The organism is Streptomyces sp. NPDC046862, from assembly GCF_040704615.1.
GTDB lineage: Bacteria > Actinomycetota > Actinomycetes > Streptomycetales > Streptomycetaceae > Streptomyces.
Genome location: NZ_JBEYXP010000006.1, coordinates 250,614 through 267,668 on the forward strand (window position 1 = coordinate 250,614; position 17,055 = coordinate 267,668).

13 protein-coding genes are annotated in these 17,055 nt (G+C 71.9%); 6 read left to right on the forward strand and 7 right to left on the reverse strand.

The window, feature by feature from the left end; genetic code table 11:
- The first annotated feature begins 193 nt into the window (after window positions 1-193).
- Window positions 194-1,702, forward strand: a complete 1,509-nt coding sequence (locus AB0959_RS09210; protein WP_366825680.1) for an MFS transporter — start codon at window positions 194-196, stop codon at window positions 1,700-1,702.
- A 148-nt stretch (window positions 1,703-1,850) separates the two neighbouring features.
- Here the strand turns inward: AB0959_RS09210 and AB0959_RS09215 are convergent, their stop codons facing one another.
- Together AB0959_RS09215 and AB0959_RS09220 are read right to left on the reverse strand one after the other, a co-directional pair.
- Complete coding sequence (locus tag AB0959_RS09215) at window positions 1,851-2,306, reverse strand: (2Fe-2S)-binding protein (RefSeq protein WP_366825681.1); 456 nt, start codon at window positions 2,304-2,306, stop codon at window positions 1,851-1,853.
- A gap of 17 nt (window positions 2,307-2,323) precedes the next feature.
- On the reverse strand, window positions 2,324-4,459 hold the full coding sequence (locus tag AB0959_RS09220) for a molybdopterin cofactor-binding domain-containing protein (RefSeq protein WP_366825725.1): 2,136 nt from the start codon (window positions 4,457-4,459) through the stop codon (window positions 2,324-2,326).
- A gap of 483 nt (window positions 4,460-4,942) precedes the next feature.
- On the opposite strand from AB0959_RS09220, the gene AB0959_RS09225 reads away from it, so the two are divergent.
- The 4 genes from AB0959_RS09225 to AB0959_RS09240 all read left to right on the forward strand — a co-directional run bounded on the left by AB0959_RS09225 (window position 4,943) and on the right by AB0959_RS09240 (window position 9,832).
- The gene (locus AB0959_RS09225; protein ID WP_366825682.1) at window positions 4,943-6,034 is read left to right on the forward strand and encodes a substrate-binding domain-containing protein; all 1,092 of its coding nucleotides are present in this window, start codon (window positions 4,943-4,945) and stop codon (window positions 6,032-6,034) included.
- A gap of 131 nt (window positions 6,035-6,165) precedes the next feature.
- Window positions 6,166-6,423 carry a hypothetical protein gene (locus tag AB0959_RS09230; RefSeq protein ID WP_366825683.1) on the forward strand — a complete coding sequence of 86 codons (258 nt, stop codon included), beginning with the start codon at window positions 6,166-6,168 and terminating at the stop codon, window positions 6,421-6,423.
- Between the two features lie 233 nt (window positions 6,424-6,656).
- Window positions 6,657-8,807: a BTAD domain-containing putative transcriptional regulator gene (locus AB0959_RS09235; protein ID WP_366825684.1), complete on the forward strand. Its 2,151-nt coding sequence runs from the start codon at window positions 6,657-6,659 to the stop codon at window positions 8,805-8,807.
- A 119-nt stretch (window positions 8,808-8,926) separates the two neighbouring features.
- A complete protein-coding gene (locus tag AB0959_RS09240) occupies window positions 8,927-9,832 on the forward strand; it encodes a helix-turn-helix domain-containing protein (protein WP_366825685.1) in 906 nt (301 codons plus the stop codon).
- Window positions 9,833-9,841: 9 nt separating this feature from the next.
- Here AB0959_RS09240 and AB0959_RS09245 read toward each other — a convergent pair whose 3' ends face one another.
- The 4 genes from AB0959_RS09245 to AB0959_RS09260 all read right to left on the reverse strand — a co-directional run bounded on the left by AB0959_RS09245 (window position 9,842) and on the right by AB0959_RS09260 (window position 13,778).
- Window positions 9,842-10,579 (reverse strand): YoaK family protein, encoded by a 738-nt coding sequence (locus AB0959_RS09245; RefSeq protein WP_366825686.1) that lies wholly within the window; start codon window positions 10,577-10,579, stop codon window positions 9,842-9,844.
- On the reverse strand, window positions 10,560-11,084 hold the full coding sequence (locus tag AB0959_RS09250) for a DoxX family protein (protein WP_366825687.1): 525 nt from the start codon (window positions 11,082-11,084) through the stop codon (window positions 10,560-10,562). The genes AB0959_RS09245 and AB0959_RS09250 overlap by 20 nt, the downstream gene beginning before the upstream one ends.
- Window positions 11,085-11,142: 58 nt before the next feature.
- A complete protein-coding gene (locus AB0959_RS09255; RefSeq protein ID WP_366825688.1) occupies window positions 11,143-11,805 on the reverse strand; it encodes a hydrolase in 663 nt (220 codons plus the stop codon).
- An 89-nt stretch (window positions 11,806-11,894) separates the two neighbouring features.
- Window positions 11,895-13,778 (reverse strand): amidohydrolase, encoded by a 1,884-nt coding sequence (locus AB0959_RS09260; RefSeq protein WP_366825726.1) that lies wholly within the window; start codon window positions 13,776-13,778, stop codon window positions 11,895-11,897.
- A gap of 582 nt (window positions 13,779-14,360) precedes the next feature.
- Here AB0959_RS09260 and AB0959_RS09265 point away from each other — a divergent pair.
- The gene (locus AB0959_RS09265; RefSeq protein ID WP_366825689.1) at window positions 14,361-15,341 is read left to right on the forward strand and encodes an alpha/beta hydrolase; all 981 of its coding nucleotides are present in this window, start codon (window positions 14,361-14,363) and stop codon (window positions 15,339-15,341) included.
- A 151-nt stretch (window positions 15,342-15,492) separates the two neighbouring features.
- Here AB0959_RS09265 and AB0959_RS09270 read toward each other — a convergent pair whose 3' ends face one another.
- Window positions 15,493-16,887 (reverse strand): NAD(P)/FAD-dependent oxidoreductase, encoded by a 1,395-nt coding sequence (locus AB0959_RS09270; RefSeq protein ID WP_366825690.1) that lies wholly within the window; start codon window positions 16,885-16,887, stop codon window positions 15,493-15,495.
- Window positions 16,888-17,055 lie beyond the last annotated feature (168 nt).

A 17,055-nucleotide genomic window follows, 5' to 3' on the forward strand; every position in this document is an offset into this window, starting at 1 on the left:
AGGGACCACTCGACACCTTACTTGACAGGTGTCAGATTCCAGTTAATCTGACAGGTGTCAGAGTGTTTCGGCGTCACGAAGAGAGCGGCAGGGACGCCATGCCGCCCCGGGGCGCGTGACGAGCTCCGTCGACGCAGCCGTCCCGCCCGCACCACCGACCTGCCCCCCTGTTCCACTTACCTGGAGTTCCGTCATGCCCCGACCCACGGCCGACGCGCCTGCCGACGCGACCGTCACATCCCTGCCGCCCGCCGAGGCGCCCTCTCGCCATCGCTGGTGGATCCTCGCCGTCATCGGCGTGGCCCAGCTCATGGTCGTCCTCGACGCGACGATCGTGAACATCGCACTGCCCTCGGCGCAGAAGGACCTCGGGTTCTCCGACGGGGACCGGCAGTGGATCGTCACCGCCTACGCCCTCGCCTTCGGCAGCCTGCTCCTGCTCGGCGGCCGCATAGCCGACCTCTTCGGCCGCAAGATGACCTTCCTGGTCGGCCTGGTCGGCTTCGCGGGGGCCTCCGCGCTCGGCGGCGCCGCGGGCAGCTTCGAGGTACTGGTCGCCGCCCGTGCCGCGCAGGGCGTGTTCGGCGCCCTGCTCGCCCCGGCGGCGCTGTCCCTGCTGACCACGACGTTCACCGACGCCAAGGAACGTGCCAAGGCCTTCGGCGTGTACGGCGCCATCGCCGGTGCCGGCGGTGCCGTCGGCCTGCTCCTCGGCGGGGTACTGACCGAGCACCTCGACTGGCGCTGGACGCTCTACGTCAACCTCGTCTTCGCCGCCGTCGCCTTCGTCGGCGGTGTGATCCTGCTGCACCGCACCAGCCGCGACAAGACCGCCAGGATCGACGTCCCCGGCGCCGTCCTCGTCTCCGCCGGACTGTTCTGCCTGGTCTACGGCTTCTCCAACGCCGAGAGCCACGACTGGAGCTCCGTGGCCACCTGGGGCTACCTGGCCGGCGGAGCCGTCCTGCTCGCCGGGTTCACCTGGTGGCAGACCCGCTCCCCGCACCCCCTGCTGCCCCTGCGCGTCCTGCTCGACCGCAACCGCGGCGCCTCCTTCGTCTCCGTCCTGATCATCGGCGCGGGCATGTTCGGCGTCTTCCTCTTCCTGACCTACTACCTGCAGCAGAGCCTCGGCTACACCCCCATCGAGACCGGGCTGGCCTTCCTGCCCATGATCGGCGGGCTCATGCTCACCTCCACGCTCGCCTCCACCGTGCTGATCCCGCGCATCGGCCCCAAGCCGGTGGTGCCGCTGGGCATGGGAGCGGCCGCCGCCGCCATGGTCTGGCTGACCGGTCTGGACCTGACCAGCGGCTACACCACGGACATCATGCCGCCGCTGATCGTGGCCGGACTCGGCTTCGGTCTGGTCATGGCCCCGGCCATGAGCCTGGCCACGGACGGCGTGGGCGCCGAGGACGCCGGTGTCGCCTCCGCCGCCGTCAACACCATGCAGCAGGTCGGCGGTTCCCTGGGGACCGCCCTGCTCAACACCCTCTCCACCAGCGCCGCGACCGACTACCTGGTGGGCAGGGACTTCAGGGATCCCGCCGTTCAGGCCCAGGCCGGTCTGGAGGCCTACTCCACCGCCTACGGGTGGTCGGCCGCCTTCTTCGCCGCCGGTGTCGTCATCAGCGTCCTCCTCTACCGCCGGGGCGCACCGGTCCAGGACCCCGACGCGGCACCCGTGGTCCACATGTGAGGTCCCGCTCGGGTCCGCTCCCCGTACGCGCCCGAACGGCCCGCCGGTTGTCCGGCGGGCCGTTCGGGCCGCCCCGGGGGGCGGGTCCCGGCCGGGGGCAGGTCCGGCCGGGGAGGGTTCGACCAGGGAGGGCCCGGCCGTGGGTCGTTCAGCTGTTCGCCGCCGCCTTCTTGATCGCTTCGCGGATCCGGCAGTACGTGCCGCAGCGGCACACGTTCTCGATGCGGTCGATGTCGGCGTCGGTCGGGTGGGCCGTCCTCTTCAGCAGGGCCGCCGCGGCCATGATCTGGCCCGGCTGGCAGAAGCCGCACTGCGCGACGTCGCGGTCGAGCCAGGCCTGTTGCACGGGGTGCAGCGTGTCGCCGTCGGCGAGACCCTCGATCGTGGTGACCTCGCGGTTCGCGCAGTCCGCGACCGGGACGACACAGGGCTGTATCTCCCCGCCGTCGAGGTGACTCGTACAGGCGCGGCAGACGCCCACACCGCAGCCGTACTTGGGTCCGGTGACGTCGAGCATGTCCCGCAGGACCCACAGCAGCGGCATGTCGGACGGGGCCTCGACGGTGACCGGTTTCCCGTTGAGGACGAAGGAGTAGGAGGGCATCGGTACCTTCTCGGGGTTCAGAAACTGAGGGGGAATCGACGGGGCCTGGAACCGGTCGCGCGGGCGTAGGCGTTGGCGACCGCGCCGGCCGCGGCCGGGACGCCGAGTTCGCCCGCCCCGCCCGGATCCCCCTTGGAGGGCATGATGTGCGCCTCGAAGTGCAACGGGGCGTGCCGCTGGCGGGCGTAGTGGAAGTCGGCGTAGCTGCTCTCGCGGACGGCGCCCCGGTCGATGTGGAGGCCGGCCCGCAGGACGGTGGAGATGCCGTCGATCGCGGTGCCCATGAGCTGGGCCTCAAGGCCCCGCGGGTTGACGGCGGTTCCGACGTCGGCCGCCATCACCACCTTGGTCACGCGGGGGTTCTTCCGGTCGGTGGCGTCGATCTCGACCAGGCAGGCGACGCACGAGCCGTACTCCTCGTGGACGGCGACGCCCTGCGCGTGGCCGTCCGGCATGCTCCGGCCCCAGTCGCCGGCGGACGCGGCCTTGTCGAGCGCGGCTTTGACGGCCTTGTTCCGGAGCGTGGTCCGCCGGAAGGCCACCGGGTCCCTGCCCAGGCTCCGGGCCACCTCGTCGACGATGATCTCCTCCGCGGTCCGCGACGTCCCGGAGTCCACCGAGCGCCAGGCGCCGATCGGTATCGCCAGTTCGACCGAGCCGTAGTCCCCGGAGACGCGGCCGAAGTTGTACAGGCCGCTGTCGCTGGGCAGGGGGCCGGCGGCGCGTACGGCGACGGCCGGGGTCACCCCGCCCTGAGCGGACACCCGGGCGGGCCTCCGGGCGAACCCCTTGGCGGCCCCTTGGGCGGACAGCCCCTCCCTCTCGTACGACTCGCTCACCGAGGCCACCGCGTGGGTGAACGCCACCACCCGTCCCTGTGCGTGGCTGGCCCGGATCCGGTGGTGGCTGGCCGGGCGCATCCTTCCGTGCCGGATGTCGTCGGCGCGGCTCCACATCAGCTTGACCGGCCGGCGTGCCGCCTTCGAGATGAGGGCCGCCTCGATCGCCGCGTCGTAGTTCAGACGACGGCCGAACGAGCCGCCCCCTCGCATGACGTGCACCTTCACCTTGGACTTGGGCAGTCCGACCGCCGAGGCGATGCTGTCCCGCGCGTCCATCGGCGTCTGGGAGGAGAACCAGAGCTCGGCACGGTCCGCGCGTACGTCCGCCACCGCGGTCAGCACCTCCATCGGGGCGTGACTGACGAAGGCGAACTCGAACTGGCCCTCCGTCTGCGCCGATCCGCGGGGCGGGTCGGCGAGCGGGGGGACGGCGGCCCGCAGCCGCGCGCGGATCACGTTGTCGGAGACCGGCGCGAGCGGGCCCGGGGCCCAGGTGATCCGCAGGGCGTCCCTCGCCTTGAAGGCGTGGTGGAAGGAGTCCGCCACGACCGCGACCCCGCTCGCCACCTTGACGACGGCGTGGACGCCCGGCATCGCACGCGCGGCCCGGGAGTCGACCGAGACGGGTTTCCCGCCGAGCGTCGGAGGCCGGGCCACCACGGTCGGCTTCGCTCCGGCCACCGCCAGGTCTCCGGCGTACTTGGCCTTTCCGGTGACGATGTCCCGGGCGTCGATACGGGTCGTCGGTTTCCCGATCACCCGGTGGCGGGACGCCGGTTTGGGCTTCGTCGACACGTCCGGCCGCTGGATCCCGGCGGCGCTCGCGGTCAGTGACCCGAAGGTGGCCGAACGGCCGTCGGGCGCGATCACCTTGGTGTCCCGGGTGCGCAGGGAGCGTGCGGGCACGTTCCAGCGTCTGGCCGCGGCGGTCACCAGTTTGGCGCGCGCCGTGGCGGCCAGCTTGCGCGCCGGGCCGTACAGCGAACTGACCGAGCTCGAACCGCCGGTGTACTGGTTGCCCTTTGTACGGGCGTCGGCGAGGGGGATGTCGACGTCGACGAGCCGGGCGTCCAGCTCCTCGGCGATCATCATGGCGACCGCGGTGGTGACCCCTTGGCCGACCTCGACGCGCGGCAGCCGTACGACGACCTTGTTGGCCTCGGTCACTTCGAGGACCAGCATCTCCTCGTCGGTGCCCGTCACCACAACGTCGGACGGTCTTCGGGCGGGCTCGGCACCCGCGGCGGACGACGTGTCGCAGGCGATGGGGGCCGCTACGGTCAGGGTGGACGCCGCAAGCGAGTAGACCATGAACCTGCGGCGGGACAACTGGCGGGCCAACAGACGCTCCTCTCCACGTTCCCGGTCGGTTCGACAGATGTGTCGACCCGTAGGAGGGATCGGCTCGCCCATGGGTTCCGAACATCGGGATATCGTGCGCATGACAGCCCAGCTGACGGGTCGTCGTCGACGGTTCGGACATCCCCGCACGATCGGCCTGTTGAGGGCTGCTGGGGGCTGTCGGGGGCTGTCGGAGGGCTGTTGGCACACTCCGCCTAGGCCGCCCCAGCTGGGGAGATACCGCGCGAAGGGGTGGAAACGCCTCGTACGCAAGGGGCTCGGGCCGCCCCTCGCGCAGCTGTGGGCCCCCGTTAACCAGCGCTGCTTGACGCTTCGTACCCTGGCCGCGTTGGCTGTGCAGTCACCTGGTTGCCATGCTGCCGCTCTCCCCCCTGGAAGGCACCTGATGTGAACGCTCATTCCCCCCGCAGGATCGCTGTGCGTCGTTTCGCCATGGCTCTGACCGCATCGAACGCGGCTCTTCTCCTCGCCGCGTGCGGTGTCATCGACGGGGTGGCCGGCACCAGTGACGCCGCCACCCCGAAGAAGGGCAACGACGTCACGGTGGGCCTTCTCCTGCCCGACAAGGACACGACCCGCTTCGAGAAGTTCGACTACCCCCTCATCAAGCAGCGGGTCGCTGACCTCACCAACAACAAGGGCAAGGTCCTGTACCGCAACGCCGAGGCGAGCATGGCCAAGCAGAGCAGGCAGTTCTCGGAGATGATCGCCGCCAAGGTGGACGTCATCCTCGTGGACGCGCTGGACGCCAAGGCCGTGGCCCCGGACATCCAGAAGGCCAAGGACGCGGGCATACCGGTCATCGCGTACGACCGGCTCGCGCAGGGGCCGATCGACGCGTACATCTCGCACGACAACGAACTCGTCGGTCAGGTGCAGGGCCGTGCCATCGTGCAGGCGCTCGGCGACAAGGCGGCGACCAGCAAGGTCGTCATGATCAACGGTTCGGTGGCCGACCCGAACACGGCGCTGGTCAAGCAGGGCGCGGACAGCGAGTTGCAGGACAGCGTGGTCGTCGCCAAGTCCTACTACACCAAGGACTGGTCTCCCAAGATCGCCAAGGCGAACACCGCGAAGGCGATCAAGGCCATCGGGCTCAGCAACATCGCCGCCGTCTACACCGCGAGCGACGGTCTGGCGGGCGCCGCGATCGAGGCCCTGAAGGAGGCCGGCGTCAGCAAGGTTCCGCCGGTGACCGGGCAGGACGCGAACCTGGACGCGGTGCAGCGGGTCGTCTCGGGCGAGCAGTACATGACCGTGTACAAGTCGTTCCTGCTGGAGGCGAACAACGCCGCGGAGATGGCTGTGGCCAAGGTGCAGGGGCGCTCGATCGAGTTCGACGCTCTGACCCGCGACAAGGTGGACAGCCCGACGCAGGACAACATCCCGTCGATGCTGGTGCCTGTGGTCGCCCTGACGAAGGACAACATCAAGGAGACGGTGCTCCGGGACGACGTCTACACCGTCAAGGACATCTGCACCCCGAAACTCGAGGCCGACTGCCAGGCGATCGGCCTGAAGTAGCGGGCGGGGCGGGCGGGTGCGCCGGGTTGTTCTCGCCCCCGCCGCCCGCCCCTACCCCACGGCATAGCACCTCCTGGCTACGCGCGTATCCACTACGAGGGGAAACCGACGAGTACGGGGAGAACTACGAGGTGACGACGAAGATGCACATCACCGTCGTCAGCGCCAAGTACGTCACGCCGACGCAGATCGACACGACCAACGAGCCGGTACGGGGTCAGTTCGTCGAGCTCACGCTCACGCTCACGCTGAAGAACGTCGGCAAGGCTCCCGCCAAGTTCTCCGCCTACGGCCTCATGACGTGGGAGGACGAAAAGACGGCCGCGCAGGCCCGTTCGGAGGATCCCGAGAGGGAGTACCCCCTCTTCACGATCAGGCTTCCGCAGTAGACGCCGGAAATGACGCAGCCCCGGGCATGCTCCCTCGTGGCCGCCGGGCTCGCCACCAGCCTCCCCACCCGCGCTGCTGCGCCGCGGTCTCTACCGGGCGGCGATGTTCGGGGCGTTCAGCGCGTTCTGGACCACCGTCTCGTCGCACTTCTAGGCTGCCGCACGGCGGAACGAGGCGGCCGAGGGTCTGCCGGACTCTGTCCGCGGCAACAGGACGGAGAGCGACGAAACCGATGCGGTTCGAGGTACTGGGCCCCCTGCGGGTGTGCCGTGGGGAGAGCGAGCTCGATCTCGGTTTCCCTCAGCAGCGGGCCCTGCTGGGTCTGTTGCTGGTGCGGGCCGGCCGGTCCGTTCCGATGGGCGAGATCGTGGACGTGCTCTGGGCCGAGCGGCCGCCGGCCAGCGCGATGAACGTGGTGCGCCGGTACGCCGGTTCACTGCGGCGCCTGCTCGAACCCGGTCTGCCCCCGCGTGCGCCCGGCCGTCGGCTGCTCCGCCGCACCGGGGGCTACCTGCTGGACGCGGGCGTGGACGAGGTCGACCTGCTGCGGTTCCGCGACCTCACCCGGCGGGGCAAGCGGGCGGTGGCGACCGGGCGGCCCGAGGTGGCGCTGCGGCACTTCGCCGGGGCGCTCGGCGAGTGGCGCGGTCCGGTGGCCACGGGCATCCCCGCGCCCGTACGGGAACACGCCGTGTTCGCGGCGGTGGAGCAGGAGTTCGTCCGGACGACCGTGATGGCGGCCGACGCGGCGCTGCTGTGCGGCGGGACGGAGCAGGTGTTGCCGCGGCTGCGCCAGGCCGTGGCGCTGGACCCCATGAACGAGTCTCTGCACGCCAGGCTCGTCATGACACTGGCCGCCACCGGGCTGCAGGCGGACGCGCTGGCCGCGTACGAGGACGTACGGCGGTCGCTCACCGAGGAGTTGGGGGTCGCTCCGGGCGCCGAGCTGTCCGCGGCGCACACCCGGGTGCTCCGGCAGGAGCTGCGGCCGGGCGGGCCGGCGGTCGAGCCGGGGAGGGATGCCGCCGCACGGTTGGAAGCGGTGCGGTGGGCAGCGTTCCGTCCGGGAGCGGCAGGGCTGGAATCGGTGCGTCCGGGAGCGGCAGGGCGGGCGGGAGCGACTGGGCTGGAAGCGGTGCGGGCGGGAGTGATGCGTCCGGTAGCGGGACGGCTGGAAGCGGTGCCGCCGGGAGCGATGCCTCCGGTGGCGGGACGGCTGGAAGCGGTGCCGCCGGGAGCGATGCCTCCGGTGGCGGGACGGCTGGAAGCGGTGCGGGGAGACGTTCCGGAGGCCGTTGTACGGCCCGCCCGGCTGCCGCCCGATCTGAAGGTGTTCTCCGGCAGACGGGCCGAACTCGCCGGTCTGCTGGAGATCGCCGAGGCCGCGGCAGAGGATCCCGCCGGGCCTTCCCCAACGGTCCTGATCAGCGGCATGGCCGGCGTCGGGAAGACCACGCTCGCGGTCCACTGGGCGCACGAGGTCGCCCACAGCTTCCCGGACGGTCGGCTCCACGTCGAACTGCGGGGCTTCGATCCCTTCAGGGCGCCCCTCGAACCCGCGGAGGCGCTGCGCGGGATGCTCACCACGCTCGGGGTGCCTGCCCGTCGGCTGCCGGATGGCCTGGACACCCTCTCCGGCCTGTACCGGAGCGTGCTGTCCGGCCGGCGGCTGCTGATCCTGCTCGACGGCGCCGTCGGCACCGAGCAGGTCCGGCCGCTGCTGACGGCGTCACCGGACTGCCTGACGGTGGTCACCAGTCGTCATGTTCTGCCGGGCCTGATCGCGTCGGGGGCCCACTCGCTGCGCCTGGACCCGCCGTCCGGCTCGGACGCGCGGGCCGTGCTGGCCCTGCGCGTCGGCCAGGAGCGTCTGTCCGCCGAGCCGGGAGCGGTCGACGAGATCATCGCGCGCTGCGGCCGGCTGCCGCTGGCCCTGGCCGGCGTGGCCGCCCGCGCCACCGGCCGCGCCTGCTCCCCGCCGGCGGCGATCGCCGCCGTTCTGCGTGACCTCCGGGGCGGTCTCGACGCCTTCTCCGGTCCGGGCGGAGCCGTCGACGTGCGTACCGCGTTCGCCTGTTCCTACCGGCTCCTGCCGCCCGAGAGCGCACGGCTGTTCCGTTTCCTGTCCCTGCACTCCGGCCCGGACCTCGGAGCGGGCGCGGCCGCCGCGCTCACCGGGCTGTCCGTGCGCAGGGCGCGGATCGTCCTCGGCGAACTCGCCGACGCCCACCTCGTCACCGAACACGCTCCGGGCCGCTACGCCCAGCACGAACTGTTGCGTGTGTTCGCCGCCGAACTCGCCGAGGAGCACGACTCCCTGACGGAGCGTGAGGCAGCGCGGCGGCGCCTGCGCGATCATCTCCCGGGCGCCCAGGACGCGTAGGAACACGAGTCCTGCACAGCGGTCACTTGGTCGTCACTTCTTTTGCACATCCGCGTTTCTACGCTCCGGGGGAAGTGGAAGAACGGTTCTGCTCTGTTGGCCTCGGAGGCGACGAACGGATGACGCGCGACATCGGCACCCTCACGGCCGAGGGCGACGGGACGATGTGCCGGATGCCCATGGGACTGGACATCCTCATCACCCACGGGGCGTCCGCGCGCTTGCCCGGCCAGTGGCCCACTCAGGCCGATCGCCTGGTCGCACGGGGCGGTGGCGAGTACCTCTTCGTGGGCGTACGGGGAGCCGCGCCCGGCGCCCCCGGCACGCAGCAGGCCCGGGAGGTGCTCCTCGAACCGGGTGACATCTGCTTCTACGCGGCGGACCGGCCGCCCGTACTGGACGTCCCCGGGACCGCTCGGCTGAAGGTCTTCCTCGTGCCGCGCGAGGCGCTGGGGCTTCAGGAACTTGACGTGCACCGGGTCATGGCGGCTCCGGTGGGCCGGTCGTCCCGGCTGGGCGCGCTGCTGTCGCCGTTCCTGTCCGAACTCGCCGACACGGTCACCTCGTCCCGGCCGTCGGTCGGCGAGATGCTCGCCTGGAACGCCGTGAACCTCCTGGCCACGCTGGCCACCGACCAGTTGGGCAGGGACGGCGCGGGCACTCCGGTCGCCGTGTCGCCGATGCTGGCGCGGATCCGGACGTTCATCGACCTGCATCTGGCGGACCCGGACCTGTCCCCCGACAGGATCGCCGGGGCGCATCACATCTCGGTGCGCTACCTGCACAAGCTGTTCCAGGACGAGGGCACGACGGTCGGGCGGTGGATCCAGCGCCGCCGGCTGGAGGAGTGCCGGCGCGACCTGATGCACCGGGTCCGTGGCCGGCAGACGATCGCCGCGGTCGCGGGCCGCTGGGGTTTCCTGAGCGCCACGCACTTCAGCCGGGTGTTCCGGGCCGCGTACGGCATGTCGCCCAGCGAGTGGCGGGACACGGCGGGCCGGGGCGTGGGGTCTCGCCTGCGATAGGACCCGGGGTCAGGACCCCGGCCCGGCCCAGGTGGCGTCGGGGGCCGACAGACGCCAGGCGGCCACCGACGTCGCGGCGAGCACCAGCAGCGCCAGGCCCAGGGCGAGGGTGAGGTCGGTGTGCAGCAGGAGCAGCGCACCGACGAGGGCTCCGAGGAACATGGCCAGCACGGACAGCACGCGCCGGCCGGGCCGCGGGGCCGCCCCGCCGGCCGGGGTGGAGTCCGCGGCCAGCCCCGTGAGGGTCAGCGTCAGTACGGTCGTGGTCAGGTCCGGGACACCGAGGCGCCGCGCGGTGGCGTTCTGCATGCCCATGGCGAGGCCGAGGAGCACGATCAGGGCGTACCGGACCGGGGCGGTCACCTCGCCGTGCGACACCGCCGCGGTGAGGAAGGTCGCCGCGACGAGCACCGTCTGGAGTGCCGTGGCGACGGTCAGCAGCCGCCCGCGGTGGGCCGCGAACCGGGTGCCGAACCGTCCTCCCGCCAGTGCCCCGGTGAGGAACGCGGCCATCGCCACGACGGACGCGAGCGCGGACAGTCCCTCGGCGCCCGCCAGTGCGAACCCGAGGAAGACCACGTTGCCGGTCATGTTGGCGACGAAGACGTGCCCGAGCGACAGATAGCTCACGGCGTCGACGAGGCCGGTGACCACCGTCAGGGTCAGCATCAGCGGCGGCAGCGGGCCGTGCCGGTCCCCCCGGGGCGGGACCAGCGTGCGGGCCGCGTCAGTCAGCAGGTCGCGCATACCGGGCGGTCCCTTCGGCGGCGGACGGTCGGTGCAGCAGCGAGCGGGTGAGCAGTCCGGCGGCCGGGCCGGCCACGACGGCCGCCGCCGAGGCCCATGCCGGCCAGGGGGTGAGGCCGAGGAGGTGGTCGGCCGACCAGCGGCCGGGGCCGGTGAGCGCCAGCGCGGCGCACACGGCTACGAGCACCATCGGGTACTCGTAGCCGTCGTGCTGCACCCACAGCCCGTTGGGCCACTTGACGGTGCCGGCGACCGTCATCACGCCCATGGCGGCCATCGCCGCCGCCGGGGTGAGCACTCCGGCCGTCAGGAACAGACCGGCGCCGATCTGGCTGCCTCCCGCGGCGAGCGCGGTGAGCCGGCCGCCGCGGAAGCCGTCGTGCCGGAACTCCTCGGTTCCGCCCGCCAGGCCGCCGCCGCCCAGCCGGGAACTGACCTTCTGCACTCCGTGGCCGGCGATGAGGAGCCCCACCACCAGCCGGAGCACCAACAGTCCGGTGTCCATCGCGTCGTTGTCCGTTCCTGTCCGTTCCTGACGTCCTTCGTCACCCCCGCCGGTAAGGTCAGCCCGCCGCGTGCGCCCCGATGACGGCCTGCGCGTAGACGACCCCGAGGCCGTAGGCGCCTGCGTGCTCCTTCACGACCTCCGTGACGGGACCGTAGGTCTCCGTGCGCGCCCAGTCACGCTGGAGCTCCAGCAGCACCTGCACCCAGGTCACCGGGACGGCACCGCCCTGGACCACGCGCTGGACGGCGTGCTCGTGGGCCTGCGGGCTGACGCCGCCGGACGCGTCCGTGACGACGTACACCTCGTAACCCTGGGAAAGCGCGGACAGCGCGGGCAGGACCACGCACACCTCGGTCCACAGCCCGGCGAGGACGAGCTTCCTGCGGCCGGTCGCCTTGACGGCCTCGACGAAGGCGACGTCCTCCCAGGCGTTCATCGTCGTGCGATCGATGACCTTGTGGTCGGGGAAGACGTCCGCGAGCTGCGGCAGGAGCGGGCCCGAGAAGGACTCGGCGGCCACGGTGCTCAGCACGACGGGCACGTCGAAGGTCTTCGCGGCCTTGGCCAGGCCCACGGTCGCGTTGATGATCGCGGCGCGGTCGCCGCTGGTCGTGGCGAAGAACATCTGCGGCTGGTGGTCCACGAACAGCACCGCGCAGTTGTCGGGGGTGAGGAGGTCGGGGCTGGGGACGGCGGTGACCTCGGTGATGTCGGCCATGGGGGGTCCTTTCCTTGTGTGCCGGGATGGTGGGCCACGTGGTCCGCGTGGCCCGGAAGGTGGTCCAGGCGGTCTAGAGGCCTAGAGGTCTAGAGGGAGAAGCAGGGGTCGAGGGCCGGGCTCGCGGTCTCCGTCTCGGGGGCCAGGCCGCGCCGGGCACGCCACTGGCGGTGCTCCACCGACTCCTCGACGGCCTGGCCGAGCAACTCGGCCTGGCGGACGCCCGACAGGCCCGTACGCGGTGCGGCCTGGTAGCCGCCGAAGTGCGCCACGGGGCTCCAGGCAGGGCTGACCGGCGGCGGTTCCTCGTCGAGTCCCTCGTACTCGGCGGCGGCGTGGACGATGCGGCCGCCGATCACCGTCAGCAGGGACTCGATGTGGGCGATGTCCGGCTCGGGGACGGTGAAGTAGTCCTCGGAGAGGACCGCGAGGTCGCCGAAACAGCCCGTGCGCAGTACGCCCTTGACGTCCTGTTCGCCGGTCAGCGCGGCGCCCGCCTCGGTGAACATGGCGAGCGCGGTGCTCCGGTCGACGCGGCTCTGTGGCGGACGGAGGGTCAGGTCGCCGACGGTGCGGCCGGTGACCAGCCAGTGCAGGGCGATCCACGGGTTGTAGGTGGAGACGCGGGTGGCGTCGGTGCCGGCGCCGACGGTCAGGCCGCGGTCCAGCATGGCGCGGATCGGCGGGGCGTCCGCGGCGGCTCCGGGACCGTAGCGGCGTACGAACGCCTCGCCCTGGAAGGACAGCCGGTTCTGCACGGACATGGCGCCGCCGAGCGCGGCGACACGGTCGAGGCTGTCCGCCGAGACGGTCTCGGCGTGGTCGAAGAGCCAGCGGTTCCCGGCCGGGAAGAGCCCTTCCGCGGCAAGTTTCTCGAAGACCGCGAGGTCACGGCGGATGGTCTCGTCGTAGGTGGCGTGCAGCCGGAATCCCCAGCCGTTCTCCATGAGGAGCCGTACGGCCTTCTCGAATTCGGCCTCGTAATCGGCCAGTTCGGGGCGCGGCTGCGTGAAGTTCTCGAAATCGGCGGCCGCCCAGGTGAGATTCTCACCCGCGCCGTTGAGGCGCAGCCATGCGTCGCCGTCCTCCGGGCGGGCCATTTCGATCCAGCGTGCGAGGTCGTCGATTTCCTGGCCCGCGGTCTGCGGGAAGAGGTGATAGGCGATGCGCAGGGAGAGCTGTCCGGCCGCGGCCAGTTCGACGACCGTGCTGTAGTTGTCGGGGAAGTTCTGGAATCCGCCGGCCGCGTCGATCGCCGACGTGAGACCGAACCTGTTCAGTTCCCGTAGGAAATGCCGGGTGGAGGTCTTCTTGTCGTCGCCCTCCAGCACCGGTGCCTTGGCCAGCGTCGAGTAGAGGACCAGGGCGCTGGGCGCGGCCAGCAGCATGCCGGTCGGCTCGCCGTCCCGGCCCCGGACGATCTGACCGCCCCTGGGGTCGGGGGTGTCGCGGGCGTACCCGGCGGCCTTGAGCGCCGCGCGGTTGAGCACCGCCGACTGGTAGAGGTGCAGGACGAACACGGGGGTGTCCGGTGCGGCGGCGTTCAGTTCGGCGACGGTAGGCAGCCGGCGCTCGGCGAACTGCTCGGCCGACCAGCCTCCCACCACGCGTACCCACTGGCCCTTGGGCGTACGGGCCGCCTGCTCGCGCAGCATCGCCAGGCCCTGGCGCAGGGTGGGGACGCCGTCCCAGCGCAGTTCCAGTACGTAGTTGAGGCCGCCCCGTATGACGTGCAGGTGGGAGTCGTTGAGACCGGGGATCACCCGGCGGCCGAGCGCGTCGACGACCTTCGTGGCCGAGCCGATCCGGGCAGCCACGTCCTTGTCGTCGCCGACGGCCGCGATGACTCCGGCGCGGATGGCGATCGCCCCGGCGTGGGGGCGGCCCGGGTCTCCCGTGTGGATCTTCGCGTTGCGGACGACGAGGTCCGCGGCGTCGTCGGTGGCGCGGGGAACCACCCCGCCGACCGGCATCGTGGACACCTTTCGACAACCTCCTGCGAATGAACAAAGCCGATGTGTGGTCGATTTGCCGGTCGTTCTCTGGGCGTTCTCTGGTCGGCCTCTGGTCGGCCTCTGGTCGTTTTCCCGGCAGCGCCTGGTGCGGGAATCCGAGCGGATGGAGTGGGACGAGCGGGGCGAGCGGATTCTCCGTGCGTGACGACCGGCGTGGCAGGGGACGCACGAACTGCGGTACGCGCGCTGCGAAAGCCACATGACATCGGCGTGCGCACCAGATGACATCAGCTCGCGCGCCACATGACATGCGGTCGGTGTTCATGTCGCTGGGTGCGCGGACCGCCCGCGGCTGCTTCGCCGCCACACTATGTCGGCCCGCCCGGAGTCCCTGTCCCGGCAGCGCACCGAATTCACACTGACAGCGCACTGGCCCGCCCACCGTGCACGGTGGGACCGGTATCGGTGCGCTGGGGAGCAATTCCCGTCGCCCGCACGGTTTTAGCGTGCCGGTCGACGGCCCCGCGGATCTCCGTGTCCATCGCCCAGGGGTCGCCCCGCCGGAGACACCGGCATCCCATGAGAGCGCAGGAGACCGACATGTCCGACAGCGTCGAGCCGGTTCAGCCCGTTCAGCCGGTCCTGGAGCCGGCGGCAGCCGCGTTCGCCAAGGCCACCGCCAACCCGCCCTATCTCTTCGAGCTGCCGCCCGCCGAGGGCCGCAAGGCGGTCGACGAGGTGCAGTCCGGCGAGATCGACAAGCCACGGATCGACGAGGAGTGGATCACCGTTCCGGGCGGTCCCACGGGCAGCGTCCGGGCGCGCGTCGTCAAGCCCGCCGGAGCCGGGGGCACCCTGCCGGTGATCCTCTACATCCACGGCGCGGGCTGGGTGTTCGGCAACGCCCACACGCACGACCGGCTGGTGCGCGAACTCGCCGTCGGCGCGAACGCCGCCGTGGTCTTCCCCGAGTACGACCTCTCGCCCGAAGCCCGCTACCCGGTCGCGATCGAGCAGAACTACACGGTCGCGAAGTGGGTCGTCGAGCAGGGCGCGACCAAGAACCTGGACGGCTCCCGGCTGGCGGTGGCCGGCGACTCGGTCGGCGGCAACATGACCGCCGCGCTCACACTGATGGCCAAGCAGCGCGGCGACGTCCCCCTCGTCCAGCAGGTGCTGTTCTACCCGGTGACGGACGCGAACTTCGACACCGGTTCCTACCACCAGTTCGCCACCGGCTACTTCCTGCGGCGCGACGGCATGCAGTGGTTCTGGGACCAGTACACGACCGACGAGGCGGAGCGCGCCCAGATCACCGCGTCCCCGTTGCGGGCGACCACCGAGCAGCTCGCCGGGCTGCCGCCGGCCCTGGTCATCACCGGCGAGGCCGACGTGCTGCGCGACGAGGGCGAGGCGTACGCGAACAAACTGCGCGAGGCCGGCGTCCCGGTGACCGCCGTGCGCTTCCAGGCCGTCATCCACGACTTCGTGATGCTGAACGCCCTGCGTGAGACCCATGCCGCCGAGGCCGCGATCACGATGGCCGTCGGCACGCTGCGCACCGCGCTCCACGGTCGCTGAGACGCCGGACGGGCTGAACGTCAGCCCGTCCGGCGTTTGAGGGCGAGGCCGTCAGGCCTACGAGCGGGGGTCTGGGGGCGCAGCCCCAAGGGGACGGGAACGGGTAGGGGCGGCTTGGCACGCCGCCCCTACCGGGCGCCCCGCGCGTGGCTCAGCGGAGGCCTTCCAGTGCCGCCTCGATCGTCCGGTGGAAGGTGGGATAGGTGTAGATCATGTGCTTGAGCCGGTCGACGGGTACCTCGGCGTGGACGGCCACGTTCAGCCCGTAGAGCACCTCTCCGCCCGCCGGCCCGGCCGACGTCGCACCCACCAGTACGCCCCGGTCGGCGTCCTCGACGAGCTTGATGAACCCCTCGCCGCCCGGCCCGTGGATCCAGCCGCGGGTGGAGGAGGAGAGGGGCACCACACTCGTCCGCACCCGCAGCCCCCGTTCCCTCGCCTGACGCTCCGTCAGCCCGACGGCGCCGACCTCCGGATCGGTGAACGTGACGCGGGGCAGCGCCCGGTAGTCGGCGTCGGGACCGGGCCGGCCGAGGATGTCCCGCACGGCGATCTCGGCCTGGTACATCGAGACATGGGTGAAGGCGCCCCGGCCGGTGATGTCGCCGACCGCCCACAGCCCGTCCCCGGCCCGCGCCCGCCCGTCCCCGGCCAGGGCCCGCATCTGCCCGTCCGTGGGCACGGCCGCGGCCGCCGGATCCAGGCCCCATGAGTCGACCCCCAGCGCGGACAGGTCCGCGCGGCGCCCGGTGGCGACGAGGAGCCGCTCGGCACGCAGTGGCCCCGCGTCACCTTCCAGCCGTACGGTGAACGCGGTGCCGTCGTGGTCGACCCGGCGGGCCCGGGCGCCCGTGAGGACGGTGACGCCGTCCGCGCGCAGCGCCCGTGCCGCCAGCTCGCCCGCCTCCGGCTCCTCCTGCGACAGCAGCCGGTCCTGTCCCTCGACCACCGTGACCGCGCACGTGAACCGGGCGAACACCTGGGCGAGTTCGACGCCGATGGCGCCTCCGCCGAGCACCACCAGCGACGTCGGCAGCTCCTTGGCGGCCACGGCGTCCCGGTTGGTCCAGTACGGCGTGGAGTCGAGGCCGGGCAGCGCGGGGATCCGGGGCCGGGTGCCGGTGGCGAGCACGACACCGCGCCGCGCGTCGAACACGCGGTCGCCGACGGTCACTTGGCGCACGCCGGAGAGGCGTCCCCTCCCCCGGACGAGCCGGCCGCCCTTGCCGGTGAGCCGGTCGGCGGCCACCTGGTCGTTCCAGTCGTCGGTGGCCTCGTCGCGGATCCGCCCGGCGACCCTGCTCCACTCCGGCGTCACGACCGTCTCGCCGGCGAGCGCGGGGGCCCTGTCCGCCTCGGCGAGCAGGTTCCCGGCGCGGATCATCATCTTGCTGGGCACGCACCCCCAGTACGGGCACTCCCCGCCGACGAGCTCTGCCTCGACGCCCACGACGTCCAGTCCGGCGTCCGCCAGGGCGCCCGCGACGTGCTCACCGCCCGGCCCCAGTCCGACGACCACCACATCCGCCTGCTCGTTCCCGCTCATGCCGCTCCTCGTGCCGCCGGGCCGTCCGGGCGGTCCCTGGCGGTCCGGGTGTGAAATGTCCCGCCGAGGCTAGGGTGGCCGGGACTACGGCCCGGGTCCGGCGGCGCACGGGGACTTGCCCGAGAGCGAACGGGGCGCGGCCCAGCTCGACGAGACGCAAGGGGGATC